The following is a 23,501-nucleotide window of genomic DNA, read 5'->3' as shown; positions in this document are numbered from 1 at the left end:
GGACGTGGGTTGCTCAAGTCTGCCCGCAAGCAGGAGACGGACCCAGAGGGCCGCATGCCCCTGGTGGAGCACCTGCGTGAGCTGCGTAACCGGCTGGCGAAGGCTCTGCTGGCGATCGTCGCCGTCACGATCGTCGCCGCGTTCTTCTACAAGGGGATCATCGAGTTCTTCACCGATCCGGTGCTGAAGGCGGTCGGTTGCGAGGCGAGCTTCACCGAACTCGCGAAGAAGGAGGACGGCACCTGTGCGCGCATCGTCCTGAACGGTCTGCTGACGCCGTTCACCCTTGCGCTCAAGGTCTCCCTCATGGCGGGCGTCGTTCTTTCGTCGCCGATCTGGCTCTACCAGCTGTGGGCGTTCATCGCCCCCGGTCTGCACAAGCACGAGAAGAAGTACTCGCTCGCCTTCGTCGGCGCGGGCTTCCCGCTCTTTCTCGCGGGTGGCTTCTTCGCGTACAAGACGCTGCCCACGATGGCCAAGGTCCTGCTGGACTTCTCGCCGGCAGGCCTGGACAACCAGCTGCCGCTCGATGACCTGCTGGACCTGATCACGCGCATGGTGGTGGTCTTCGGACTCTCCTTCGAGCTGCCCCTGCTGCTCGTCATGCTGAACCTCGGCGGGGTCATCACCGGCAAGCGGATGCTGGGCTGGTGGCGCGGGATGATCATGGGAATCACGGTCTTCGCCGCCCTGGCCACGCCCAGTACGGACCCGCTCACCATGCTGGCACTCGCCGGGCCGATCTGGGTCCTGTACTTCTGTGCCACGGCGCTCTCGCTCCTCAACGACCGCCGCAAGGCACAGCGCGCGGCGGAAGGACCTGCCGATGACGAGGCGTCGGAGCTGGACCTGACCCCCGAGGACATCGGTGAGATCGAATCCGTGTCGACGGGCGGGTCGCTGCCCGCACAAGCGGGGCCGGACCGTGACCGGGTGAACGGTTACGACGACATCACCTGACCTTGTAAGGTCCCCCGGGTGACCAGCGAGATCACCCTCTTCGTCAATCCCACCGCAGGAAGCGGCCGGGGCGCGCACGCCGCGCAGCCGGCCGCTTCCGCGTTGCGGGCCGCAGGATTCTCCGTACGCACGGTGCTGGGAGAGGACGCCGACGACGCGCTGCGGCGGGCCCGTGAGGCCGTCGCGGGCGGAACCGGTGCGCTGATAGCCGTGGGCGGGGACGGCATGATGTCCCTCGCCCTCCAGGCCGTCGCCGGGACCATCACACCCCTCGGTGTCGTCGCCGTCGGCACCGGAAACGACTTCGCCCGCGCTCTCGGCCTGCCGATACGGGACCCGGCCGCCGCCGGACGGCTCGCGGCCGAGGCGCTCAAGGGCGGCAGCAGCCGCGAGATCGACCTCGGCAGGGTCGGGGAGCGATGGTTCGGTTCGGTGCTCGCCTCCGGCTTCGACTCCCGGGTCAACGACCGGGGCAACCGGATGCGCTGGGTCGGCGGGCGGTTCAAGTACGACCTGGCGATCCTCGCCGAACTCGCCGCCTTCAGGCCGATCCCGTACCGCATCAGGCTCGACGGCGGACCGGTTCAGGAGATCGACGCGACGCTCATCGCCGTGGGCAACGGGTCCACGTACGGCGGCGGGATGCGGATCTGTGCGGACGCCGTCATGGACGACGGGCTCTTCGACGTGACCGTCGTCGGGGACTGCAGCCGTACCACCCTGCTCAAGGTGTTTCCCCGCGTCTACAAGGGAACGCACCTCGGCCACCCCAAGGTCACCGTGCACCGGGTCTCGTCGATCGAGCTGGTCGCGGCCGGTGTCACCGCGTATGCGGACGGTGAACCGCTCGGTGCCCTGCCGCTCACCGCGACCTGTGTGCCGGGCGCGGCCAGGGTTCTTGCGCAGTGAAATAAAGATCGCGCTGACTGTCGGAGGTGACGGGTAGGCTCGTAACCAAGATGACAGAGGACCTCTCACCAGCTGAGCGATACCAGGCTTTCCGGATCCGCGCCGCCGAGCAGGCCACGGCACTCGCGCCCTTCCGCGAGTTGTACGAGTTCGGTCTGGACCCGTTCCAGATCGATGCATGCAAGGCCCTGGAGGCGGGTAAAGGGGTGCTGGTCGCGGCCCCGACCGGGTCGGGCAAGACGATCGTCGGCGAGTTCGCCGTGCATCTCGCGCTGCGTCAGGGCCGCAAGTGCTTCTACACCACCCCCATCAAGGCTCTGTCCAACCAGAAGTTCACCGATCTGGTCAAGCGTTACGGCGCGGACAAGGTCGGCCTGCTGACCGGCGACAACAGTGTCAACGGGGACGCACCCGTGGTCGTCATGACCACCGAAGTGCTGCGGAACATGCTGTACGCGGGCTCCCAGGCACTCCGGGGCCTCGGCTATGTGGTGATGGACGAGGTGCACTACCTCTCCGACCGCTTCCGTGGCGCGGTGTGGGAAGAAGTGATCATTCATCTGCCCGATTCGGTGACCCTGGTGTCGCTGTCGGCGACCGTGTCCAACGCCGAGGAGTTCGGCGACTGGCTGGACACCGTCCGCGGTGACACCGAAGTCATCGTCTCCGAGAACCGGCCCGTGCCGCTCTGGCAGCACGTCCTGGCCGGCCGCCGGATGTACGACCTCTTCGAGGAGGAGACCGACCACGGCGGCCGCGGCGTCGGCCGGCGCGAGGTCAGTCCCGACCTCGTCCGGCTCGCCCGCATGGAGAACCAGCGCGGATACAACCCGCGCGAGCGGCGCCGCGGAAAGATGGTGCGGGAGGCCGACCGCGAGCGCGAGCGGCGCCAGCGCAGCCGGATCTGGACCCCGTCCAGGCCCGAGGTCATCGACCGGCTGGACGCCGAAGGCCTGCTGCCCGCCATCACGTTCATCTTCAGCCGGGCCGGCTGCGAGGCCGCCGTGCAGCAGTGTCTCCAGGCCGGACTGCGACTCAACGACGACAGCAAGCGCCGCCTGGTGCGGGAGATCGTCGAGGAGCGGACCGCGTCCATCCCACCCGAGGATCTCCATGTCCTCGGCTACTACGAGTGGCTCGAAGGTCTGGAGCGAGGCATCGCCGCGCACCACGCGGGCATGCTGCCGACCTTCAAGGAGGTCGTCGAGGAACTGTTCGTACGCGGGCTCGTCAAGGCGGTCTTCGCAACGGAGACCCTCGCCCTCGGCATCAACATGCCCGCCCGATCGGTGGTCCTCGAGAAGCTCGTCAAGTGGAACGGCGAGCAGCACGCCGACATCACCCCGGGCGAGTACACCCAGCTGACCGGGCGTGCCGGGCGGCGGGGGATCGACATCGAGGGCCATGCGGTGGTGCTGTGGCAGCGCGGCATGGATCCGGGGGCGCTCGCCGGACTCGCGGGTACGCGTACGTATCCGCTGCGGTCCAGCTTCCGGCCCTCCTACAACATGGCCGTGAACCTGGTGCAGCAGTTCGGGCGGCACCGGTCGCGCGAACTGCTGGAGACCTCGTTCGCCCAGTTCCAGGCCGACCGCTCGGTCGTCGGGATCTCCCGGCAGGTGCAGAAGAACGAGGAGGGCCTAGAGGGTTACCGCGAGGGCATGACCTGCCACCTCGGTGACTTCGAGGAGTACGCACGGCTGCGTCGTGACCTCAAGGACCGGGAGACGGAGCTCGCCAAGCACGGCGCGTCACAGCGACGGGCCGCCGCGGCCGCGTCGTTGGAGAAGCTGAAGCCGGGCGACGTCATCCACGTCCCGACCGGGAAGTTCGCCGGGCTGGCCCTGGTGCTGGACCCGGGGTTGCCCGCCGGGCGGTCCAACACGCATCGCGGGCTCGAATACCACGACGGGCCGCGGCCGTTGGTGCTCACCGCCGAGCGGCAGGTCAAGCGGCTCGCGTCGATCGACTTCCCCGTGCCGGTCGAGCCGGTGGAGCGGATGCGGGTGCCGAAGTCGTTCAACCCGCGGTCGCCGCAGTCGAGGCGCGATCTGGCATCGGCCCTGCGGACCAAGGCAGGGCACATCGTGCCGGAGCGGCACCGCAGGGGACGGGCCGAGGCCGCGGACGACCAGCAGATCGCCCGCTACCGGGCCGAGTTGCGGGCCCACCCGTGCCACGGGTGCAGCGAGCGCGAGGACCATGCGCGGTGGGCGGAGCGGTACCACCGGCTGAAGCGGGACACGAAGCAGCTTGAGCGGCGGATCGAGGGGCGGACGAACACGATCGCCCGCACCTTCGACCGGATCGTGGCGCTCCTCACCGAGCTCGACTATCTCCGGGGCAACGAAGTCACTGAGCACGGGCGGCGATTGGCCCGGCTCTACGGCGAACTGGACCTGCTGGCCAGCGAGTGCCTGCGGGCAGGGGTCTGGGAAGGGCTGAACCCGGCGGAGCTCGCCGCGTGCGTGTCCGCGCTGGTGTACGAGGCGCGGCAGGCGGACGACGCGGTGGCGCCGAAACTGCCGTCCGGGCCGGCGAAGACGGCGATGGCCGAGATGGTCCGAATCTGGGGACGACTCGATGCCCTGGAGGAGGACTTCAAGATCAACCAGGCGGAGGGGGTCGGGCAGCGGGAACCCGATCTCGGATTCGCCTGGGCCGTCTACATGTGGGCGTCGGGGCGGACGCTGGACGAGGTGCTGCGCGAGGCGGAGATGCCCGCGGGGGACTTCGTACGGTGGTGCAAGCAGGTCATCGATGTGCTGGGGCAGATCGCGGCCGCTGCGCCGCCGGGCGCGGGCGCCGGGTCCGTCGCGCGTGCTGCGCGCAAGGCAACGGATGCGGTGCTCAGGGGGGTTGTGGCGTACAGCTCGGTGGGGTGACGGGGTGTGCGCCGCGGGTTCGGTCGACCGGGCCTCGGGTGAGGCGCCTGCGGCTGTCCGAGCCCGCCCCTCCCGCCGTACCTGATGTGCGGCTCCGCCGTGCGGCTGAGCTCTGCCCGGGCTCCGGTCTCGGACGGCCGGACGGGCTGTGTCTGCCGGGCAGATCCAGCCCGTCCGCCGATCGAGAACATCTGCCGGCCCGTCCGGCGTCGGAGGACCGGGGGGCGGCCCCTCGGTTACGCGGCGCCCGTGCGCGCGGCGTCCCGCTTGGCGACTTCCTCCCGGACGATCGGGATGACATGCCGGCCGAAGTCGATCGCGTCGTCGAGCAGGTCGTAGCCCCGGGCGGACAGCACTTCGACACCCAGGTCGTAGTAGTCCAGCAATGCCTGTGCGACCGTCTCCGGTGTGCCCACCAGGGCCGTCGAGTTGCCCGCGCCACCGGTCTCGGCGGCGGTCGGCGTCCACAGCGCACGGTCGTGGCGCTCGCCCTGGGCGGCGACCGCGAGCAGCCGTCGGGAGCCCGCGTTCTCCGGGTTCCGGAGCGGGTGGCGTCGGCCGAGAGGTGCGCCCGCCCTGCGGGCCTTGATCCGGTCGAGCGTCCGGTGCGCCTTCTCCCAGGCGAGTTCTTCGGTCGGTGCGATGATCGGGCGGAAGGCGACCTGGATCTTCGGGACGTCGGCGCGTCCCGCCGCCTTCGCAGCCGCCTGGACCGCGGCGATCTGCTCCGCGGTCTCGGCGAGAGGCTCGCCCCAGAGGCAGTAGATGTCGGCCTCTGCGCCCCCTGCCGCGTAGGCCGCCGGTGAGGAACCGCCGAACGAGACACGTGGGTGGGGCTGTTGGACGGGGAAGGTGTCGCTCACGAAGTCGTTGAAGCGGTAGTGCGTGCCCTCGTGATCGAAGGGCTCGTGCGAGGTCCAGGCCTTCTTGATGATCTGGATGGCCTCGCGGGTGCGGGCGTACCGCTCGTCCTTGGTGAGGAAGTCGCCCTCGCGCTGCTGCTCGTGATCGTTGCCGCCGGTGATGAAGTGCACGGCGAGGCGGCCGTCACTGATCCGGTCCAGTGTGGCGAAGGTCTTCGCGGCGAACGTCGGGTACGAGACGTTGGGCCGGTGCGCGACCAGGATCTGCAGGGCGTCCGTGCGGGCCGCGATGTAGGCGGCCGCCGGGGAGGGGTCGGGGGAGCCCGAGCCGTAGGCGAAGAGCACCCGGTCCCAGCCGTGGTCCTCATGCGCGCGTGCCAGCTTGAGCGTGTATTCCTTGTCGAAGGACGCCCCGGAGCGGGGCGTCACCTCGGATCCTTCATTGGTTGCTGCGATGCCGAGAAATTCGACGGGCATGACAAAGCCTCATCTCGTGCTGCGGTGAACCGGTCGGGTGGTGCGCAGTGCTGACGCGCTGACGTACGAGCAGTCAGGGACGACACGAGGCCGACCACACTCGACCGAAGTCGATGTGGTCGCGGGTGACCAGCCGCAGCTGAGGACGCATCCGCTCAGTGGAACAGGCTGAACGGCAGGGCGTCAACCGTGTGTCCGGTCAGTGGTCGAGGGTGAAGGCCGTCGCGCCGCCCGGGAAGCCGGGCGCGTCCGGACCGCCTCGGTTGAAGAGGGCGTAGGTGCGCAGACCTGGGCGTCCGGAGCGCCGACTCGCTGGTGCGCAGCTCACAGCATGGCTCTGTCGAGCAGCAGTGGACGAAGCCAACAGCACGTGCGCCCGCTCAGCGCGATGGCGATACCAAGCCCAGTTCATAGGCGATGATGACCAACTGGACCCGGTCACGGGCCGCCAGCTTGGAGAACAGCCGCCCCACGTGGGCCTTGGCCGTGGCCGGGCTGATGAAGAGCCGGCCGGCGATCTCGTCGTTGGACAGGCCGCGTCCGACGAGGGTGAGTACCTCGCGTTCCCGGTCGGTGATGCCTTCGATCGCCCCGTGCCGGGGCGCGGCCGTGGGTTCGGGGCGTGCGGCGAACTCCTCGATGAGGCGACGGGTCACGCGCGGCGCGATCAGGGCTTCGCCGACGGCGACCACACGGATCGCGGTGAGGATGTCGTCCAGGTCCATGTCCTTGACGAGGAATCCGCTCGCGCCCGCGCGCAGCGCGCCGTAGACGTACTCGTCGTCGTCGAAGGTGGTGAGGACGAGGACGCGTGCCGTGTTCGGGCCGGCGGTGATCAGCCGGGTCGCCTCGATGCCGTCCATGCCGGGCATGCGGATGTCCATCACGACCACATCGGGCCGGACGTCCTGGACCAGCTGGACCGCTTCGGCGCCCGTGCCGGCTTCTCCCAGGACCTCGAGATCCATGCTGTCCGCGATGAGCACACGCAGCCCGGCGCGCACCAGCGGCTGGTCATCGACGAGCACGACACGGACGCGGTCAGGAGTCATCGCATCCCCGCCGGCACCGGCAGCCGAGCCGCCACGCGGAAGCCGCCCTCGGGACGGGGTCCGGCGGTGAACTGGCCGCGCAGCAGGAAGGTCCGCTCGCGCATGCCGGTGATGCCGTAGCCGATGCCCGCAGGTGTGGGCCCCTGACCGTCGTCGGTGATCTCGATGGACAGTTCGTCCTCCTGATAGTCGATGACCACCCGGCACTCGTGCGTGTCCGCGTGGCGAACCACGTTGGTAAGGCCCTCCTGGATGATGCGGAAGGCGGACAGTTCGATGTCCATGGGGAGCGGGCGCCGTTCTCCTCGCCACTCCACGTCGACCCTCACACCGCCGTTCCGTGTGGTCGCGACCAGCCAGTCGACGTCCGTCATGCCCGACGCGGGGGCCAACGGCGCCTCTTCCGGCTCGGCCTTGCGCAGGGACCCCAGCATGCGCCGCAGCCCGGCCAGGGTGTCCCTGCTGGTGGTCTCGATGGTGGCCAGCGCGTTGCGGGCCTCGGCCGACTGGGTGTCGATGACCCGGCGGCCCGTGCCGGCCTGGATGGCGATGATGCCGAGGCTGTGCGCGACCATGTCGTGCAACTCGCGGGCAATCCGCAGCCGCTCGGCTGTGACTGCTTGCTCCGCGGCCTGGACCCGCACCGTTTCGGCGTGCTCGCGGCGCTCTTGGACGAGATAGCCGGTCAGCCAGGCAAGGGCGAGCATCAGAACGAGGAACACGATGGTCGGGACGAAGACGTCCCGCCCGGTCCGGTAGTAGCCGACGGCGGCGATCTGCTCGGCGAGCGTCAGCGCTGCAGCGGCGAGCGCGGTCCGGCGGGTCCGGGTGGCAGCGATCCAGGCGACGGCGAGATCGGTCAGCAGAGCCTGCAGACAGCCGATCTGCCATGCCTGCCCCGGCGCCATGAAGGGGAAGGCCGAGGCCAATGTCGACGCCGCTGTCGACGTCGCGGCGAACGAACCGGCGAGTATCGGCATCAGGGCCGGCAACGGTCGACGCCGCAGCAGGGGAATCGTCAGAACCGAGAGTACGGCCGGCAGGAGGAGCCGCACACCGGTGGGTTCGCGTTCGTTGAGCACCGCGACGTACAGCAGGATCGGGTAGGCGAGGGCCCCGCACCAGGCCAGGGCCTGCGCCACGGACGGCCGCAAGCGCCGGGGGAGGGTGGCGCGGGCTGAGACGCTCATGCCGCGATCATAGGTACGGGCCGGTGCCGGGGCATCGGCCTCGGGGCGTACGCCCCGGGGCTACAAGCGGATCCTGAGAGTGTGGCCCGCGGGCCGATGCCGTGCGGGCGCGGCCCACGGCACCGTGGGCCGGGTGATCGAAGCCAACGAACTGACGAAGCGATACGGCGCCACCACCGCCGTCGACCGCCTGACCTTCATCGCCCGCCCCGGCCACGTCACCGGGTTCCTCGGCCCCAACGGCGCCGGCAAGTCCACCACGCTGGGGATGATTCTCGGCCTGAACGACCCCAGCAGCGGCACCGTCACCGTCGACGGGCAGCCGTTCCGGGGACGCCCACGAGGGCTGCGGCACGTCGGGGCCCTGCTTGACGCCCATGACGTGCACGGCGGACGCAGCGCACGGTCGCATCTGTCGGCACTGGCGCACAGCAACGGGCTGCCGCGGCGCCGGGTGGACGAAGTCCTGGAGGAGGTGGGACTGACCGCCGCTGCCCGGCGCCGAATCGGAGGGTTCTCGCTGGGGATGAAGCAACGACTGGGCATCGCCGCCGCGTTGCTCGGTGACCCGCCCGTCCTGCTGTTCGACGAGCCGCTCAATGGACTGGACACGGAGGGCGTGCTGTGGGTGCGCGGCCTGTTCCGTCGGCTGGCCGCCGAGGGCCGTACGGTGCTGGTCTCCAGCCATCTGATGCGCGAGATGGAGCACACCGCCCAGCAGCTGATCGTCATCGGCCGGGGCGAGCTGATCGCCGCGCAGAGCCTGGCGGAGTTCGCTGCCCGTGGCACCCGGCTGTCCGTGACCGTCCGGACGCCCGAGGTCGCCAGGCTGACGTCCGTCCTCGCCAAGGAGGGAGCGGCCGTCCGCGCCGAGGCCGACGGCTCGTGCACGGTGACCGGCATGGGTGCGGATCGCATCGGCGAGCTCGCCTTCCACAGCCGCGTCCTGCTGCACGAACTCGCCCCCCGCTCCGCCTCCCTGGAGGAGGCGTTCATGGGACTCACCGCCGACCGTGTCGAATACAGCGCAGGAGATGCACGATGACCGCACAGACAATCGCCGGGCCCGAAGCGTGCGCGACCGCCCTCGACCCACCCACCCGGTTCCACCACCTCCTCATCGCCGAGTGGATCAAACTGTGGTCGCTGCGTTCCACCTACTGGGTCCTCGGAATCGGCCCCCTGGCCGTCATCGGGATCAACGTGAACTCCGCTCTGTCGAATGCCGACCGGCTGGCGCATCAGCCCGAACTGCCGCCTGCCCCACCGCCGGGGCGTCCCGAGCTGCCGCAGATGCTGTTCGATCCCCTGGCGTCCGCCTTCGTCGACCCGGCCTGGCAACTCCTCATGGTCATCGCCGGCAGTGTCGGCGCCATCGCTGTCTTCGGCGAGTACACCAGCGGACTGATCCGCACCACCTTCGCGGCCGTTCCCGCACGCCGCGCGGTGATGACAGCCAAGGTGGCCGTCATGGCGGCTGTCATGCTCGTCCTCGGCACGGTCACCGCCGGCGCCTCGTTCGGCGTCACCCAGGCGATCCTGCAAGATCACCACGGCATGTCCATCGGCGACCCCGGCGCACTGCGGGCCGTCGCCGCATCCGCGCTGCTCGCGCCCCTGTGCGCCCTCGTCGGCATGGCGCTCGGGGCGCTCATCCGCCACGCCGCGGGCACCGTCGTCGCTGTCGTCGGCGTGCTCCTGCTGCTGCCCGCGCTGTTCATGGGCGAGACCTATCGGTGGGTCAAGGAGATCGGCAACGCGATGCCGCTCACCGCATGGCGAGCTCTGGTCCAGAACCCCGGACGGGACTACAGCGTGGACAAGTACCCGGTATCGGTCACCGAGGGGTGGATCGTGTTCGGGGCATGGTCGCTCGTCGCGGTGGCCGTCGCGGTGGCCGTCGTGCACCACCGCGATGTGTGAGCGGACCAGGCGGGTCCGCGCACGGTTGCCGGTGGACCTGGCACTCGCGGACCTTCCCCGGACGTGCCTCGGCCGGTCCGCCGCGTGCGGACCGGCCGAAAGCTCACGCTCCTTCGTCGCTCAGTGACCGCTGGTGCCGGGAGGGGCACCGGTGCCCGTCCCGGCAATGTTTGCCCCGTCGCACCGCCCAGCACGCCCTCAAGGGCCAGGGGCCTTCCGCGTTGGCCGGAAGCCCTGGCAGCTCTGCTACGAGGACGTCCGGCCGCCTTGCGATCGCACGCACCGGACGGCGCTCCTCACGGGGCGAACATTGCCGGTCACGGCACTAGGTCCGATTGCTCTTCGCCGCCGCTCCGGCACAGACCAGCCCCAGCAGGAGGGTCAGACCGCCGATGATGACGTTGTTGAGGATGACGCCCATGTCGGGGCTGCTGCCGACGACCCACGGCGAGACGATCATCCAGATGCCCATGGCGCAGATGGCCCAGCTCAGGCCATACATCCGTTCCGGCATCGCCGTGAACCCGAGTCCCAGCACCGCGATCGCGATTCCCATGATCAGGTTGTGCTGCACGAGGGTGGGCTGGCTTGCGGTGAAGTGAAGTACCCAGGGCGAGACGGCGCAGTAGAGGCCGACGAGGAACACCGGTCCGTCGACGAGCGCCACATCGCGACCACCGAGCATGCGGGCATAGCGCTCCCGCATTTCGGACACATCCGGGTGGCTGGTGATGTCGGCGCGGGTGTGTGAGACGTTGGACATGAGAGTCGTCTCCTTCGATCCTGCAGGCCCGACCGTGGTGTGAGGGGGTTTGCTGTAGGCGCCTGCCCCACCATTCTGCGCTTATCTCAGCCTTATGTGTACATTTCGGGCCACGTGAATCCTATGATTTCCGGGCGTCCAGGCGCCGGGCCAGGGCCGCTAGCTCGGGTGTGCGCAGGACCCGGTCCCCGTACCCCGGCGAAGGAGCGCGGCATGGCGGCGCGTGCGGGGAGAGGACGGGTCAGGGGACGTCGACCACCACCGAGTGCCAGCCCGTCGCACCGTCCGGGACGGTGCCGACGCGTTCGCCGGTCTGGGTGGCGCCCGTCCCGTCGGTCGCACGGACCTCCAGCGTGTGATTGCCGGAGGTGGCCGCCCACTCCCACACCCACTGGCGCCAGGTGTCCCGGCTGTCCGCCGCCGCGAGCCGGGCCCGATGCCACGGGCCGCCGTCCACCCGGACCTCCACCCGTGAGATCCCCCGGTGCTGGGCCCAGGCCACCCCGGCGACGGGCACGATGCCGGGCTTCGGTGAGGCGAACGGACGCGGTGTGTCGATCCGGGACTCCGTCTTGACCGGTGCCTGCTGGGACCAGCTGCGCCTGACCCAGTACGCGTCGTACGAGGCGAACGTCGTCAGCTCGATGTCCTTGAGCCACTTGCAGGCCGAGACGTACCCGTAGAGTCCCGGCACCACCATGCGGACCGGGAAGCCGTGCGCGAACGGCAACGGTTCGCCGTTCATACCGAGGGCGAGGATCGCGTCGCGCCCGTCCATGACCGTCTCGACCGGCGTGCCGATCGTCATGCCGTCGACGGAACGCGCCACGATCTGGTCGGCGGGCCCGCCCTGGGACGGCGGCTCCACCCCGGCCTCGCGCAAGAGATCGGCCAGCCGCACACCGATCCACCGGGCGTTGCCGACGTACGGGCCGCCGACCTCGTTGGAGACACAGGCCAGGGTGATGTCCCGCTCGATGAGCTTCCGCCCCAGGAGATCCTGGAAGCTGACCGTGAGCGGGCGGGCGACGCCCTTGCCGTGGATGCGCAGCCGCCACGAATCGGCGTCGATGCGGGGCACGACCAGGGCGGTGTCCACCCGGTAGAAGCTCTTGTTCGGGGTGATGAACGAGCTCAGGCCCCGGATCCGCAGATCCGCCCCGGGCGGTACGGCGGGCGCCGGCGACTCGGGGACCGGGAGGACCAGGTCGTGCCGTGAGGCGGTGGCCCCGGCCTGCACGTAGGACGTCAGCCGCCGTCCCAGGAACCCCGCACCGGCCGAGGCCGCCGCCGCAGCGGTCGCCGCGATCACGAAACCGCGCCGGTCGAAGGCGCCGTCCCCCTGCCCGTCCCTCTCGCCGGTCGCGGGAGAGGGACGGAGCACCGGGCCGAGCCGTCCGACCAGGAGATACAGCACCTCTGCGGCCAGTGCGGCACCCACCACCGAGGGCAGGGCATCGGCGGGGCTGCCCCCCGGCCGTCCCACCGCCGCAACTGCCCCGACCACGCCGAAGACCAGAACGGCCGCCGAGCCGAGCAGCCGGTGCCGCAGCGCCAGCAGCCCGACCGCCACGGCGAAGACCGTCAGCAGCGCCAGGATGCCCAGTTCGAGCAGCAGCTTGTCGGCCGTGCCGAAGTGCCGTACGGCGAAGTCCTTCATGACCGGGGGAGTGCGGTCGATCACCGCCCCACCCACGGCCGCGACCGGACCCGCCTCCGGACGTACGACAGCCGAGACCAGTTCGGCCACGGCCAGGGCGCAGAACCCGGCGATCAGGCCGCTGAGCCCGGCAAGGCCGGCACGTGCCCAGCGGGACCGCCGGGACCCGGCGGCCCCGTGCTCCTGCGCGTTGTTCTGTTCCTCGTTCACATCCGGTGTTCGTCGCCGGACGCCCGGCGGATTGGTCCGTCACCCGATCGGATGAGAGGCGGTCATCGACCGATCCGTCTCGGCCCGGCCGCGAATCACCTTCGAGGGGCCCTGTGAGAGGGCCCGTTCGGCGCACACCGGGCCTGCACGGCGCGGGCCGGAACCGAGGGACCGGAGGAACCTGCATGGCGCGGATTCGGCGGCGGACGGCCGCGGTTGGTGGGCAGCGGCATGGCGGGGCCGACCGCCGTGCATGTGCTCGGCCAGCCGCACGAAGCGACGCTGTACGAGTCGGACGAACGGACCGGAGGTCATGCGCACACCCATGGCCTCGCCGCCTCCGACGGAAGGATGCACCACGTCGACCCGGGATTCATCGGGCACGACCGGCGTACGTACCCGTACCTTCTGCGGCTCTTCGTCGCACTCGGGGTGGCCATCCTGGAGTCCGCGACGAGCATGTCCATACGGTGCGAGGGGTGCGCAATCGAGTACGCGGGCGGCCGCGGGCCCGCCGGACTCCTCGCCCGGCCGCGCACCGCGCTGCGCGCCTCCCGCCTCCGGATGCCGGTCGAAGAGCCGCGCTTCCACCGGGCGACGGCAGCCGGTAGCCGAGGGGCGGCAGCCGGTGGTCGGCTGTCAGCCGAGGCCGCGCGCCCGTTCGAAGCGGGCGCGGGCCTCGGCCAGATCCACCACCGGCTCCGGATAGGCGAGCCGGGCCCGGTCCGGGCCGGTGAGCTTCCACGGCTCGTGCACCGCAGCGCCGTCCAGGCCCGCCAGTTCCGGCACCCACCGTCGTACGTACGCGCCCCGTGGATCGAACCGCTTGCCCTGGATCAGCGGATTGAGTACACGGTTGGGGCGGGTGTCCGTGCCGGTGCCCGCCACCCACTGCCAGTTGAGCTGATTGTTCGCCAGGTCCCCGTCGACCAGGAGATCCAGGAAGTGCCGCGCGCCGACGCGCCAGTCCACGTACAGCGTCTTGGTGAGGAAACTCGCGACGAGCATCCGGCCCCGGTTGTGCATCCAGCCCTCGTGCGCCAGCTGTCGCATCGCCGCGTCGACCAGCGGATAGCCGGTGAGCCCGGCACGCCACGCCTCGATCTCGTCGGGGTCGGACCGCCATCGGTCGCCGCGCGGACGGTAGTCGGCCCATGCGGCGTCCGGCCGGGCGGCGAGAACCTGGTGGTGGAAGTCCCGCCAGGCCAGCTGCCGTACGAACGCGTCGGCGCCCGGTCCGCCCTTCTCCCGTGCGCGGTGCACCAGTTCGGCCGCGGAGAGGCAGCCGAAGTGCAGGAACGGCGACAGCCTGGATGTCGCGTCCCCGGCGAGGTCGTCGTGGCCGGTCCCGTAGTCGGCCATCGGGCCGTGCAGCCAGGAGGTCAGCAGCCTGCGCCCTGCCGTCTCGCCGCCCTCGGCAAGCCCCGGGGAGACGCCCGTCACCTCCGCTCGGGTCGGCAGCGGTGCGGACGTCGCGGTGTCCGGCACCCGTACCGTCCGCGGCCCGGTCAGTGTGCCCCGTACGCCCGCCGTCTCCCAACGGCGGAAGTAGGGGGTGAACACCGCGAAATGGTCACGGCCCGCCGGGACGACCAGACCCGGGGCGAGCGCGGTGACCACCGCGTCATGGACGTGCAGGGAGCAGCCGACAGCCCCGAGAGCCGTACGCAGGCGCTCCTCGCGTTCCCTCGCGTACCCGCTCACCCCGGCCGCGATGTGCAGACTGTCCGCGCCCGTCTCCGCGACCACGGCGCAGGCCCCGGCCACCACGTCGGCGCTGCGGATGACCAGCCTGCCGCCGCGTCGGCGCAGCCCCGCGTCGAGATCGACGAGGCAGTCGGCGAGGAACGCCCGCCGGTTCGGTGCGTCGAATCCGGTCCGGCGGATGCCGTCGTCCTGGACGAAGAGGGGGACGACGGCATCCGCGTCGCGCACCGCGGCGTGCAGAACGGGGTTGTCGTGCAGCCGTAGATCTGAGGTGAACAGCGCCACCGAGACGGTCATGGCAGGGAGCCCCTCATACGGTCGGGAAGGTCAGCAGAGCCAGTGGAGCGGACGTCGGCTGCACGGAGCCGCCGGCCGGCTCGACGGTGATTCCTATGCCCGACGCGCCGTCGACCGGCCCGTCCAGCAGCACCGTGTTGCTCGTCGCCGCGCGGTTGATCAGTCCCGCGGACCGCATGGTCCCGTGGTCGTCGAACCACAGTTGGTACAGCTTGCCGCGGGACGGCGGCTCCATCCCCGAGGCCACGAATACGGCCCGGTTCTCGCTCCGGGAGACCACGACCGTGCCCTTGGCCCCGCCCTTCAGCGCGCCGGACGTCGCCTTCGCGTCCGGCGCCGCGAGAACCTGCGCCACCTGCTCGCTCCCCTGCCGGGACAGGTGCGCTTCCTCCTGTGCGTCCCGGGCGACCTGGTTCTGCCACACGGTCGTGATCTCCCGCAGCACCCGGTCGCGCAGCTCGCGAGGCGGGGCCGCGGACGCCGCGAGCCCGAGCCGGGGGGCGGTCTCGGACAGTTCCCGCACCTCCACGGCGCAGGCCTCGCAGTCGCCGAGATGGCGTTCGAACTCCCCGCGCTCCGCGTCCGGCAGCGCGTACAGGGCGTGGGCGCCGGTCAGCGTGTGCAGTTCGGCCCCCCTCATGCGTTCCACCTTCATGCGCTCACCCCGAGGCAGTCGCGCAGCCGGACCAGTCCGTCGCGCAGTCGTGTCTTGATCGTCGCGGGGGGTACGGAGAGGAGTTCCGCCACTTCGCGGTAGGTCAGGCCGCAGTAGTAGGCGAGCGTGACGGACTGCCGTTGCAGCTCGGACAGGGTCCGCATGCAGCGGCGCACCTGCTCCCGCTCCAGCCGGCTCTCGACCTGTTCGGCGACCTCGTCGAACTCCGGCGTACGGTCCAGCAGCGCCGCCCGGTGCTCCCGGGCCGTCGTCGCTTCGACGGAGCGCACCCGGTCCACCGCCCGGTGATGGGCCAGCGTCAGCACCCAGTTCATGGCGCTGCCGCGGGCAGCCTGGAAGCGGGGGGCGGTCCGCCACACTTCCACCAGCACGTCCTGCGCCACCTCCTCCGACTGTGCGGGGTCGCGTAGCACACTCCGTACGAGACCGAGGACCGGACCGCAGACCACGCCGTACACCTCGGCGAACGCAGCCTGGTCGCCGCGGGCGACCAGTCCCAGGAGTTCCTGGAGATCGGGCCCCGCCGAGGGTGCCTCGCTGATGTGCACGGCTTGTTTCACGCGGGCTTCCTCCCAGGATGCGCATCGGTTTCATGAGGTGATCCGGAGCCGACGGCAGCGCGGATCGGTCAGTGCGTGAAATCTTTCCACGCCGCCGCGCATTCGCGATACATCGTGGTTGACGCGTAAGGGTGCTCGCGATATGTTCGTACACGAGTATTCGATGACGAACTAATGATCCGACGAAGTGAAGGGCGGTGGGGGCGGTGGCCGAGCGGCGCAAGCTCAGCAATCCACTGGCGCTCACGGTGATGGTGCTGCTCGCCGAGCGGTCCATGCATCCGTACGAGATCGCCCAGACGCTTCGCCGACGCGGCAAGGAACACAGCGTCAAGATCAATTTTGGCTCGTTGTACACCGTGGTCCAGAACCTGGAGAAGCACGGGTATGTCGAGGTGGCCGGCGTGCAGCGCCAGGGCAACCGCCCCGAGCGCACGCTCTACGGCATCACCGAGGCGGGGCGCGCCGAGATGGTCGACTGGCTCTCCGATCTGCTCGCGGTTCCGGCCGCCGAGTACCCGGTCTTCGAGACCGCGCTCTCGCTGCTGCCGGTGCTGCCTCCGGACGATGTCGCGGAGCTGCTGGAAACCCGGGAGGCGGCGCTGGCGGTCCGGTCCGCGGCGATGCGGGGCATCCTCGGCCAGCTGACAGGGAAGCTGCCCCGGGTCTTCGTGGTGGAGACCGAATACCAGCTCCACATGATCGATGCCCAGCTGGAGTGGATCAAGAAATTCCGGAGCGAGCTTCTCGACGCCACGATCAGTGGCATCGAGGAGTGGAAGTCCTTCCACGAGACCGGCGAGGTTCCGCAGGACTGGCAGGACCTCGACGAACAGGAGATCGTCCTCGATCCCGAGCGGAAGGCGTAGCGCCAAGCGGTACCGAAGAAAGAGAAAGACCCCGGCAGGAGCTGTTGGAGCAGCGCCCGCCAGGGTCTCGAACCCCGGACCGGCCATGCCGTGAGGGCGAGCCAGGCGATCGAGGTGCGGCACACCCAGGATAGCCCGGCTCTCTTCACGCGATTCGGTTCGGCCTGCCCGAACACCCCGCTGACCACAGGAGAGCTCCGTCATGAGCACCCGTGCGCCCGCAGTAGAGGCGCGACAACTGATCAAGACCTATCCCGGCGAGGTCACCGCACTGAACGGCATGGACCTCACCGTCGGTGCCGGCACGGTTTTCGGACTCCTCGGCCCCAACGGCGCCGGGAAGTCCACGACCGTCAAGATCCTCACCACCCTCGCCCGCCCCGACTCCGGCGCCGCGAGCGTCGCCGGACACGATGTGCTGCGCCACCCCGACCGGGTCCGCCGCGCGATCGGCGTCGTCGCCCAGAAGTCCGGCGCCGACCCGATCGCCACCGGCCGGGAGAACCTGCTGCTGCAGGGCAGGCTGTACGGGATGCGGGGCGCGGCGGTCCAGCGCCGCGCCGATGAACTGCTGGACCGCTTCGACCTCGCCGACGCGGGGACGCGGCAGGTCAAGGGATACTCCGGCGGAATGCAGCGGCGCCTGGACGTGGCGCTCGGCCTGGTCCACCGACCCGAGGTGCTGTTCCTCGACGAGCCCACCACCGGACTCGACCCCGAGGCCCGTACGGCCATGTGGGACGAGATCGCCCGGCTGGCGGGCGACGAGGGCCTGACCATCGTGCTCACCACGCACTACCTGGAGGAGGCCGACCGGCTCGCCGAACGCATCGCGATCGTCGACCGCGGCCGCATCGTCGTCGAGGGCACCCCCGACGAACTCAAGGGCGAACTCCGCGGCGACGCCGTCCACATGGAGCTGCGCACCGACGCGGACCGTGCGGCGGTCACCGCCGCGCTCACCGGACTGCCCGGGGTGTACGAGGTGCTGGCCGAGGGCCGCCGGGTCAGCGTCCGCGCCGAGGACGGCGCCGCCGCCGTCCCCGTACTGCTCGGCGCCCTGGACCGGGCCGGCGCGACGGTCGCCGCCGCCACCGTCGCCCGCCCCTCTCTCGACGACGTCTATCTGCGCTACGCCGGACGCCGCTTCTCCGAGGCCGAGGCCGCGGACGCCCGGCGGATCCCCGCCCCCGTCGCCGCAGGAGGTGCCCGATGAGCGGTCACGTCATCGCCCAGACCTGGTACATGACCCAGCGTCAGCTCATGGCGATCATCAGGCAGCCGGTCTTCCTGGCCATTTCCCTGGTCCAGCCGGTGATCTGGCTGTTCCTGTTCGGCAACCTCTTCAAGAAGGTCGTCGAGCTCGGCGGTTTCGGCACGACGTCCTATCTGGACTATCTGATCCCCGGCATTGTCGTGATGAGCGCCCTCGGGTCGAGCATGTGGGCCGGAATGGGCACCCTGGAGGAGATCGAGCGGGGCACGCTCAACCGCTTCCTGACCACCCCGGTCAGCCGGAACGCGCTGATGAACGCCAACGTCGTGCAGAACGGCATCAGTACCGCCGTCCAGTCGGTGGTCATCGTGCTGCTCGGCTGGGCCGCCGGTGCGGCGTACCCGGGTGGCGCGGGCGGGCTGCTGATCCTGCTCGTCGCCTCGATCCTGCTCGGTACGGTCTTCGGTGCGCTCTCCAACGCGCTGGGGACGCTGGTCCGCCAGCGTGAGTCGATCATCGGTATCAACACGTTCCTGCTGCTGCCGCTGACCTTTCTCTCGTCCTCGTTCATGGCGCCGAGCCAGATGCCGTCCTGGATGCGGCAGATCGCCGACTTCAACCCGGTCAACTGGGCGATGGTGGCGGGACGTTCGGCCCTGACCGCAGAGCCCGACTGGGGGCTGGTGCTCAGCCGCGGGGGAGCGCTGCTCGCCCTCGCGGTGGTGGCGGTCCGGCTGTCGACCCGCACCTTCCGCTCGTACCAGAAGTCCGTCTGACGACGCCTGCGGCCGCTGGGTCAGGAGAGCGCCGCGTCGTGGAACCGGTCCGGGAGAGTCTCCCCGGGCCGGCTCTTCGGCTTCCGGACCGCGCGCAGCACCAGAAAGACCAGCAGGCCGAACGGCGACAGCAGAATGGTCAGTACCAAAAGAGGGCTCATCACCAGCGCGGGGACACCCAGCCGACGGCCCTCCAGGAACATCCACTGGCCGAGCAGCAGATCCCACGCGATGACCTGTGCCCAGATCGCCCCCGCCCCGTTCGCCAGCACGGTCAGGTCGCGGAACGTGTCGATGTCGGGGCTGCGCACGGCAGTCCACAGTTCGGGGAAGACGGGCACGGCCATCATCAGATACACGGCCAGCACCGGCAGGACGGTCAGAGGGGACGCCGCGAGGCGCGCGGTGGGCCGCCAGTGCGGCGCGAGGATCATGAGCAGCCAGAAGGGCGCTGCCAGCCAGAACGAGACCTCGAAGAGTGCACCGGTCATGCCATGAGCTCCTTCTCGACGGAATCCGTGGTGCGGAATACGGGAGTCGGCCGCAGCGCCGCATACGTTCCGGCGGCGGTGGCGGCCAGGACGAGTGACGCGGCGGTGAGCGTCGCACCGTCCGGATGAATCAGTGACTGCCCGCGCAGCGCCTGCCATGCGACGAGGGCGACGACCGCCGCGTACGCCCCTGATGCGACGAGCATCAGGCGCAGCCGTACCCGCGGATCGCCCAGCCGGGGAAAGCGCGGGGCCAGCGCCAGCAGGGCGAGCAGGAGCAGCGGGAGCAACTGGAGCGCGTGCATGCCGACGAAGTGCGGGATGCGCAGATCGCCGCCGGTCGTCGACCAGCCGGTGAGCGGCATCGACGGCCCGCCGTCGGGTACGCCGACGGAGTGTGCGCCGATCACATCCGCGGTGTCGAGGTTCCCGGCGGCCCGCTGTTCGGGAGTCGGCTGCGTCATCAGGAAGCCGATTCCCGCGCCCACCAGCGCAATGAATACCCCCGAGCGGATCGCGAGGGCGGCGGCGCGGTCCTGGATGCGGGCGCGCAGCAACAGGACCGCGATGACCAGGGTTCCGGTCCAGAGGACGGCGACGGTGACGCCCATCGCGGTGAACAGCCGCTCGTCGAAGGGGGTGGCGTGGTTGAAGTGGCTGCGCTTCCCCCGGACGACCTGCGCGGTGATGATCGCCATTTCGGCGAGGCTGGAGACCGCGACCACGGTTCCGGCCCACCAGCCGGTGCGCCGGCCGCGGGTGAGGAGCGTCAGCATCCAGGCGAGCGCCAGGGCGTACGCCACGAACGAGACCGCGAACTTGAAGGGCTTGAACCAGATCGCCGAGCCCGCGAGGACCCGGTCGTCCACCAGGAGTCCCACTCCGGAGACGACGGCCATGACAGCCATCGCCGCGGCGAAGAGGACTAACGGACGGTGCCAGGAACGCCATGACGGCATGGGTGTACTCCCTGTGAAGACCATTATTATGGATAGTGAGACTCTCCGCTATCCGATAGTGGAACTATCTATGATGGGATGCGGGGTTGGCAAGAGCAGAAAGGGAGAACGCAGCGTGCGCATCGGCGAGTTGAGCCGCAGGTCCGGGGTTTCGGTGGCGACGATCAAGTTCTACGTGCGGGAAGGGCTCCTGCCCCCGGGGGAGTTGACCAGCCCGAACCAGGCGTCGTACGACTCCGGGCACGAGCGCCGGCTGAAGCTGATCCGCGCTCTCCTGGATGTCGGCGGACTCTCGCTCTCCGCGATCGGTGACGTACTCCGGGCGATCGACGACCCCGCGCAGCCGGTGCACAATGTGCTGGGCGTGGCGGCGAAGCGGATCACGGCACTCGAGGGCGGCGAGCCCGGGCCCGAACTGGACGACGCCCGCGAAGAGGTGGCCGCGCTGCTGGAGCGGCGCGGCTGGCGGGTGGAGGCGCGTAGTCCGGCCGGTGAGGCCCTGGCCGGGGTGCTGGCCGCACTGCGACGGGCCGGGCACGGAGGCTTCTGCGAGCTGCTCGACGACTACGCGAGCGCCGCGGAACCGGTCGCCCGGGCCGATCTCGACTACGTGGGACGGCGGGTGGCGCGCGAGGACCTGGTGGAGAGCGTGGTCGTCGGCACGGTGCTGGGCGAGGCAATGTTCAGCGCGCTGCGCAGGCTCGCGCACGTGGACGCCTCGGCCAGGGCGTACGGCGGCGAGCAGGGGGAGCGGGTCGGGGGCGGATGACGGGGACACGTCCGACGCGTGGGCGCCCGGGTCGCATGTCGGCCCGCGCCACCGTTTCGTACGCGGACGACCCGGTCGCGTGCACATCGCCGCCGCATGCCGACGCCCCGGTCACCGTCCGGGGCGGACGGTGACCGGGGCGTGAATGTCCACCACGGGTGCGGCGGACGGGCGGCCTACGCGGCGCTCTCCTGCTCCCGCTCCACCTGCTGGTTCCACTCGCGCTTCACCGAGCGCCACGCGTCGTCGTTCTGGCCGAGGCGCCAGTAGCCGGAGATCGACAGCTGCGGCAGCGGGATCTGCCGGTCGAGCCGCAGATGGCGGCGGATCTCCTTCACGAACCCCGCCTCGCCGTGGACGAACGCCTGCACCCGGCCCGCCGGGAATTCCAGGGACTTCACGGCCGCGGTCAGCGCCTCGCCGACCGGGCGGTCACCACGGTGCAGCCAGGTCAGCTCGACCCCGTCGGCCGTCACGATCTTCTGCTCCTCGGACGCGTCCACCACCTCGATGTAGGCGTGCGCCACCGCACCCGCGGGCATCTGTTCCAGGGCCGCCGCGATCGCCGGCAGGGCGCTCTCGTCACCGGCCAGCAGGTGCCAGTCCGCCGACGCGTCGGGTCCGTAACCGCCGCCGGGCCCCAGGAAGGTCACCTGGTCACCCGGAGCCGCGCGGAGCGCCCACGGCCCCGCCAGGCCCTCGTCGCCGTGGACCACGAAGTCGATCGCCAGCTCCCGGGCGACCGGGTCCCAGGAACGCACCGTGTAGGTACGGGTGGTCGGCCACAGCTCGCGCGGATACTCCTCGCGGATCCGGGCCACGTCGAACGGGTGCGCGTAGTCGGCGCCCTCGGGCGCGAAGCACAGCTTGACGTAGTGGTCGGTGAACCCGGACAACGCGAAGCCGGCCAGGCCTTCACCGCCGAGCACCACCCGCACCATGTGCGGGGTGATCCGCTCCGTGCGCAGGACCTGGGCCCCCTGCGCCGTGGGTGCCTGCCGCGCCGGTTGTTCTGCCACGAGGTTCTCCCTGCTCCACATACTGAGAGGAGCTCACACCACGGGCGCCCGCCTCGCTGACAGGACTCCCGTGGCGCGAGCTCCTCTTAGGCTTGCCTAAGTTAGCACCTCAGGCCCGGAGAGTGGAGAGCAGCCGCTGCAGCGCACCGCCCAGTCCCCACTGGCCGGCCAGCGCTTCGAGGGCGGCGGGGTCCCGCGGCTCGGTGGGCAGCGCCGGATCGAACGCCGGCAGCGGTACGTCACCCGCGACCCGGACGACGGTCGGCGCGACGGCCACGTAGTCCCGTGCCTCGTCGAGCCGCTTGCGCTGCGAGGGAGTCAGCTTCGCCGCCGGATCGTCCACCGCGGCCATGATCCCGGCCAGATCGCCGAAGGTGTCCAGCAGCTTCGCCGCCGTCTTCTCGCCGATGCCGGGGACCCCCGGCAGCCCGTCGCTTGGGTCGCCGCGGAGCAGCGCCAGATCGGCATAGCCGGAGCCGTCCACCCCGTACTTCTCGCGCAGCCACGCCTCGTCCGTCAGCTGCAGCGACCCGACCCCCTTCAACGGGTAGAGGACCCGCACCTCACGGGCGTCGTCGACCAGCTGGTAGAGGTCCCGGTCGCCGGTCACGATGTCCACCGGGCCGGTGGCGAGGCCGGTCAGCGTGCCGATCACGTCGTCCGCCTCGTACTCCGCGACACCGACCCGGGCGATCCCGAGCGCGTCGAGCACGTCCTCGATGATCGGGACCTGCGGCGCCAGTGTGTCGGGTGTCTCCTCCTCGTCGGGCAGCCCGTCGGCGGTCTCCACCGCGACCCGGTGCGCCTTGTACGAGGGAATCAGCTCGACCCGCCAGTGCGGCCGCCAGTCCGCGTCCATGCAGGCCACCAGGGAGTCCGGCCGGTGGTCCTGGACGAGCCGCCCGATGAAGTCGAGCAGACCGCGCACGGCGTTCACCGGCGTGCCGTCCGGCGCGCGCACCGAATCGGGGACCCCGAAGTAGGCGCGGTAGTAGAGGGAAGCGGTGTCGAGGAGCATCAGGCGTCGCGTCACACCCCGATGATGCCGCACCTCACTGACACCGACCCAAAAGTGAACTGGATCACTCTTCTGTTTGGCTCGTGTAAGTGCGGGCAGGCGCGCCATCGGAGCGGACCACGTCGCCATTTCCACTGCAGCGCGTGCCAAGCGGACCGAATCCGCGCCGCTCCACGGTCTGCCGGAGGGGGTGGCAGACCGTTTTCGGTTCAACGCGTGAGGTGTATGTGTCAAGGCTGCAAGCCGACCACC

Annotated in this window: 21 protein-coding genes and 1 pseudogene; 10 read left to right on the top strand and 12 right to left on the bottom strand. The window is 70.4% G+C overall.

Features of this window, described 5'->3' with window-relative positions; genetic code table 11:
- Positions 1 to 9: 9 nt before the first annotated feature.
- From tatC to ACFU6I_RS18270, 3 genes are read left to right on the top strand one after another with little or no spacing between them, the layout of a single operon-like run.
- Positions 10 to 960: a twin-arginine translocase subunit TatC gene (gene tatC, locus ACFU6I_RS18280; protein ID WP_384367445.1), complete on the top strand. Its 951-nt coding sequence runs from the start codon at positions 10 to 12 to the stop codon at positions 958 to 960.
- Positions 961 to 978: 18 nt separating this feature from the next.
- Positions 979 to 1,869, top strand: coding sequence for a diacylglycerol kinase (locus ACFU6I_RS18275; protein WP_384367442.1), 891 nt, complete (start codon positions 979 to 981; stop codon positions 1,867 to 1,869).
- A gap of 50 nt (positions 1,870 to 1,919) precedes the next feature.
- Positions 1,920 to 4,754 carry a DEAD/DEAH box helicase gene (locus tag ACFU6I_RS18270; RefSeq protein WP_384367439.1) on the top strand — a complete coding sequence of 945 codons (2,835 nt, stop codon included), beginning with the start codon at positions 1,920 to 1,922 and terminating at the stop codon, positions 4,752 to 4,754.
- Between the two features lie 236 nt (positions 4,755 to 4,990).
- On the opposite strand, the gene ACFU6I_RS18265 is transcribed toward ACFU6I_RS18270, so the two are convergent.
- The 3 genes from ACFU6I_RS18265 to ACFU6I_RS18255 form a co-directional block, all read right to left on the bottom strand.
- A complete protein-coding gene (locus tag ACFU6I_RS18265) occupies positions 4,991 to 6,094 on the bottom strand; it encodes an LLM class flavin-dependent oxidoreductase (RefSeq protein ID WP_384367436.1) in 1,104 nt (367 codons plus the stop codon).
- A 380-nt stretch (positions 6,095 to 6,474) separates the two neighbouring features.
- Positions 6,475 to 7,146: a response regulator gene (locus ACFU6I_RS18260; RefSeq protein ID WP_384367433.1), complete on the bottom strand. Its 672-nt coding sequence runs from the start codon at positions 7,144 to 7,146 to the stop codon at positions 6,475 to 6,477.
- On the bottom strand, positions 7,143 to 8,336 hold the full coding sequence (locus tag ACFU6I_RS18255; RefSeq protein ID WP_384367430.1) for a sensor histidine kinase: 1,194 nt from the start codon (positions 8,334 to 8,336) through the stop codon (positions 7,143 to 7,145). Before ACFU6I_RS18255 ends, ACFU6I_RS18260 begins: the two co-directional genes overlap by 4 nt.
- Positions 8,337 to 8,469: 133 nt before the next feature.
- Between ACFU6I_RS18255 and ACFU6I_RS18250 the strand changes: the two genes are divergently transcribed.
- Positions 8,470 to 9,381: an ATP-binding cassette domain-containing protein gene (locus ACFU6I_RS18250; protein ID WP_384367427.1), complete on the top strand. Its 912-nt coding sequence runs from the start codon at positions 8,470 to 8,472 to the stop codon at positions 9,379 to 9,381.
- Positions 9,378 to 10,259 (top strand): ABC transporter permease, encoded by an 882-nt coding sequence (locus ACFU6I_RS18245; RefSeq protein WP_384367424.1) that lies wholly within the window; start codon positions 9,378 to 9,380, stop codon positions 10,257 to 10,259. Before ACFU6I_RS18250 ends, ACFU6I_RS18245 begins: the two co-directional genes overlap by 4 nt.
- Before the next feature lie 325 nt (positions 10,260 to 10,584).
- On the opposite strand, the gene ACFU6I_RS18240 is transcribed toward ACFU6I_RS18245, so the two are convergent.
- Both ACFU6I_RS18240 and ACFU6I_RS18235 read right to left on the bottom strand, forming a co-directional pair.
- Positions 10,585 to 11,022 (bottom strand): SPW repeat protein, encoded by a 438-nt coding sequence (locus ACFU6I_RS18240; protein WP_384367421.1) that lies wholly within the window; start codon positions 11,020 to 11,022, stop codon positions 10,585 to 10,587.
- 241 nt (positions 11,023 to 11,263) lie between these two features.
- Positions 11,264 to 12,799 (bottom strand): molybdopterin-dependent oxidoreductase, encoded by a 1,536-nt coding sequence (locus tag ACFU6I_RS18235; RefSeq protein WP_384367470.1) that lies wholly within the window; start codon positions 12,797 to 12,799, stop codon positions 11,264 to 11,266.
- A 324-nt stretch (positions 12,800 to 13,123) separates the two neighbouring features.
- Between ACFU6I_RS18235 and ACFU6I_RS18230 the strand changes: the two are divergent.
- Positions 13,124 to 13,498, top strand: a pseudogene (locus ACFU6I_RS18230) (FAD-dependent oxidoreductase); the annotation flags it as partial.
- A gap of 33 nt (positions 13,499 to 13,531) precedes the next feature.
- Here the strand turns inward: ACFU6I_RS18230 and ACFU6I_RS18225 are convergent.
- The 3 genes from ACFU6I_RS18225 to ACFU6I_RS18215 are packed head-to-tail and all read right to left on the bottom strand — an operon-like array spanning position 13,532 to position 16,132.
- Complete coding sequence (locus tag ACFU6I_RS18225) at positions 13,532 to 14,896, bottom strand: cryptochrome/photolyase family protein (RefSeq protein ID WP_384367417.1); 1,365 nt, start codon at positions 14,894 to 14,896, stop codon at positions 13,532 to 13,534.
- Between the two features lie 13 nt (positions 14,897 to 14,909).
- Positions 14,910 to 15,536 carry an anti-sigma factor domain-containing protein gene (locus ACFU6I_RS18220; RefSeq protein WP_384367414.1) on the bottom strand — a complete coding sequence of 209 codons (627 nt, stop codon included), beginning with the start codon at positions 15,534 to 15,536 and terminating at the stop codon, positions 14,910 to 14,912.
- Positions 15,537 to 15,547: 11 nt separating this feature from the next.
- Positions 15,548 to 16,132, bottom strand: coding sequence for a sigma-70 family RNA polymerase sigma factor (locus tag ACFU6I_RS18215; RefSeq protein WP_384367409.1), 585 nt, complete (start codon positions 16,130 to 16,132; stop codon positions 15,548 to 15,550).
- A gap of 206 nt (positions 16,133 to 16,338) precedes the next feature.
- On the opposite strand from ACFU6I_RS18215, the gene ACFU6I_RS18210 reads away from it, so the two are divergent.
- From ACFU6I_RS18210 to ACFU6I_RS18200, 3 genes are all read left to right on the top strand, one after another.
- Entirely contained in the window at positions 16,339 to 17,001 is a 663-nt protein-coding gene (locus ACFU6I_RS18210; RefSeq protein WP_384367406.1) for a PadR family transcriptional regulator, read from the top strand.
- A gap of 202 nt (positions 17,002 to 17,203) precedes the next feature.
- Positions 17,204 to 18,217: an ATP-binding cassette domain-containing protein gene (locus ACFU6I_RS18205; RefSeq protein ID WP_384367403.1), complete on the top strand. Its 1,014-nt coding sequence runs from the start codon at positions 17,204 to 17,206 to the stop codon at positions 18,215 to 18,217.
- Complete coding sequence (locus ACFU6I_RS18200; protein ID WP_384367400.1) at positions 18,214 to 18,993, top strand: ABC transporter permease; 780 nt, start codon at positions 18,214 to 18,216, stop codon at positions 18,991 to 18,993. The genes ACFU6I_RS18205 and ACFU6I_RS18200 overlap by 4 nt, the downstream gene beginning before the upstream one ends.
- A 20-nt stretch (positions 18,994 to 19,013) precedes the next feature.
- On the opposite strand, the gene ACFU6I_RS18195 is transcribed toward ACFU6I_RS18200, so the two are convergent.
- Entirely contained in the window at positions 19,014 to 19,484 is a 471-nt protein-coding gene (locus ACFU6I_RS18195) for an ABA4-like family protein (RefSeq protein ID WP_376344622.1), read from the bottom strand.
- Complete coding sequence (locus tag ACFU6I_RS18190) at positions 19,481 to 20,392, bottom strand: hypothetical protein (protein WP_384367397.1); 912 nt, start codon at positions 20,390 to 20,392, stop codon at positions 19,481 to 19,483. Before ACFU6I_RS18190 ends, ACFU6I_RS18195 begins: the two co-directional genes overlap by 4 nt.
- Before the next feature lie 166 nt (positions 20,393 to 20,558).
- On the opposite strand from ACFU6I_RS18190, the gene ACFU6I_RS18185 reads away from it, so the two are divergent.
- Positions 20,559 to 21,212, top strand: a complete 654-nt coding sequence (locus tag ACFU6I_RS18185; protein ID WP_384367394.1) for a MerR family transcriptional regulator — start codon at positions 20,559 to 20,561, stop codon at positions 21,210 to 21,212.
- Between the two features lie 176 nt (positions 21,213 to 21,388).
- On the opposite strand, the gene ACFU6I_RS18180 is transcribed toward ACFU6I_RS18185, so the two are convergent.
- Positions 21,389 to 22,231: a siderophore-interacting protein gene (locus ACFU6I_RS18180; protein WP_384367391.1), complete on the bottom strand. Its 843-nt coding sequence runs from the start codon at positions 22,229 to 22,231 to the stop codon at positions 21,389 to 21,391.
- Between the two features lie 109 nt (positions 22,232 to 22,340).
- On the bottom strand, positions 22,341 to 23,249 hold the full coding sequence (locus ACFU6I_RS18175; RefSeq protein ID WP_384367467.1) for a 5'-3' exonuclease H3TH domain-containing protein: 909 nt from the start codon (positions 23,247 to 23,249) through the stop codon (positions 22,341 to 22,343).
- Positions 23,250 to 23,501: the final 252 nt, after the last annotated feature.

The sequence above is a fragment of the Streptomyces sp. NPDC057486 genome (genome assembly GCF_042802415.1).
Classification (GTDB): Bacteria; Actinomycetota; Actinomycetes; order Streptomycetales; family Streptomycetaceae; genus Streptomyces; species Streptomyces yanii.
This window is presented reverse-complemented; position numbering and strand designations above follow the sequence as displayed.